General features: G+C 32.5%; 2 protein-coding genes. One reads left to right on the top strand and one right to left on the bottom strand.

Annotation, left to right across the window (positions count from 1 at the left end; all coding sequences use genetic code 11):
- On the top strand, positions 1-232 hold a 232-nt coding region (locus ACSHZO_RS15780; protein WP_298248415.1), incomplete at its 5' end, for a hypothetical protein.
- Between the two features lie 452 nt (positions 233-684).
- On the opposite strand, the gene ACSHZO_RS15775 is transcribed toward ACSHZO_RS15780, so the two are convergent.
- Positions 685-1,797, bottom strand: a complete 1,113-nt coding sequence (locus tag ACSHZO_RS15775) for a DUF2971 domain-containing protein (RefSeq protein ID WP_298248416.1) — start codon at positions 1,795-1,797, stop codon at positions 685-687.
- Between the last annotated feature and the right edge of the window lie 111 nt (positions 1,798-1,908).

Below are 1,908 nucleotides of genomic sequence, written 5' to 3'. Positions count from 1 at the left end.
TTTATTGTTTTTAGTAGCTAAAATCGTTTCGGAGCACTTGCATGTAACGGTTTCGAATAATCGTCAGTTGTGGTTGACGGTATTCGGATTTGTCGGCTTAGCTTTTTGTTTCCTGGTTTCTAAAAATACTATTTTATTTGAAATGGCCACAATTGCGAATATTCGTTGTTATATGCTGTTGCGACACGTCCGAGTAAGAACGGGAGATTTGCCGCTGTCTGGAAAATTTTAGTTTAGATGGAAAAGCCTTCTCAATTTGTTACAATTCTTGCGTCTGAGTAAGTGTCCGTTTCTTGGTACTATTCATGTTTTTGAGGAAGTTCTTAGTCGCTAAATTTGTGTTTGAGTAGCTACCAGAAGCTTCTTTAGGGGAAACTTTATTTTTTATTAAAATTGCAGAATTCCATTTCGGATCTAGATTTTGTAAATTATCTATTTACAAAAGATTCTTTCCTCGAATCTTTCAATTTAAACCTTAGAATACGGATTTGTCCGTTTAGAAAATTAATGTTTTATGTAGCTAAAACTGTGCGGAGCAATTGCATATAACGGTTACGGTTATCGCAAGTTGCGGGAGTAGGGACGCGGACTTGTCGGATTAACATTTTTCTTTCCTGGTTTCTAAAATTACACTTTTTCCGCAATACCCGTTATTTGCGATTAACCGATGTTGTGGCTAGTACTTTAGTTAGTAAGTTTAAATGTTCCGTTATTTCTTATTAAAACTTTTTTGCGAGTCAAATCATTTAAATGAGCCTCTAATTGTATTTCGCTGAATTTATCTGATGTTTTGTCATGAAGTTGTTTAACCGTGAAATTTTGATTTTTGAAAAGTTTGGAAATTATAAATATTAGGGTTGATTGAATCTCCATTACAGTATTATAAACAACCAGCTTAGGTTTGATGCTAAATGTATCAGATTGCTTCTCCATTATGTAAAAATTCACGTCTGGATTTTGTGCTTTCACAATAGAACATACAATTTCGATGTCACTGGGATTTGTTCTAATTCCAAAATATATTGCTTTAAGTGCTTGAGGAGAATAGAAGTAACTTTTATTAGATTCTTGATGAAATATTCGAATCTCTTCTTCATGTTTCCAATCTAATGATTTGTATGAAAGAAGTTTTCTAATTGACTCCGTATCATTTTCTTCATCAAATAGTAAGTCAGAAATCACGTTAGGAATTTCCGATCTATAAATCACCTCAAAATGTTTTGAAAATGGCTCTATCTTGGAGTCGAATTCTAAGCAAAAACCTTGATGACTGTCGGCATAATGTGACCACATCAATAAATTGGAATTATTTTTTGAAAAACAAGTAACTCCTATTTTAGAAAAAGATTCTTGACGAACTTTGTCAAGAGTTTCCTGAATGGTTTTCTGTAAATGTAATTTGATTTGTAAAAAAAAGCTTCCAATATTTTCTATAAACTCTTGCTTTGATCCTTCTTGGCTTTTTATGTGTTCTAAGAAGTCATCTTTACTTCTTAGAACTTGATTATTGTTAGGATTTTTAAAGTCAAATAAATAATCTAAATGTTTATCGCAGAAGTCGTAAAAGTCTTTTTTAGAAACATTGTTTTCTAAAATTCCTAGCAACTTTCTTTTATCAAAATTTCGCTTGGTTGTCCGGCAGTATAGATCTACGAATTTTTCATTCGTAATTTCTGTGATTTTGGCAGGATGAAATGTATCGAAAGGATCATTAAATTTTAATGGATTATTGAAGTAAATTTGGTTTTTTTGAAGGTTGCGAAGCGCATAAGTATTTATAGGAGAAAATTTAAACATGTTCTATATTCTGATTTTCAATAAGTATTAGCCACAACGGTCTCGGTTATCGCCAGTTGGCGGAGTAGGGGATGCGGATTTGTCGGCTTAGTATTTTGTTGTTGGACAAGT

The organism is Christiangramia sp. 3-2217-3z (assembly GCF_051195275.1).
In the GTDB taxonomy this organism is placed as follows: Bacteria; Bacteroidota; Bacteroidia; order Flavobacteriales; family Flavobacteriaceae; genus Christiangramia; species Christiangramia marina.
The sequence above is the reverse complement of the archived record's forward strand: the minus strand, read 5'-3'. Positions and strand labels throughout refer to the sequence as shown.

Excerpts from the sequence above, each read along its gene's own strand:
- ACSHZO_RS15775 (WP_298248416.1), bottom strand. The coding sequence starts at position 1,797 with ATGTTTAAATTTTCTCCTATAAATACTTATGCGCTTCGCAACCTTCAA.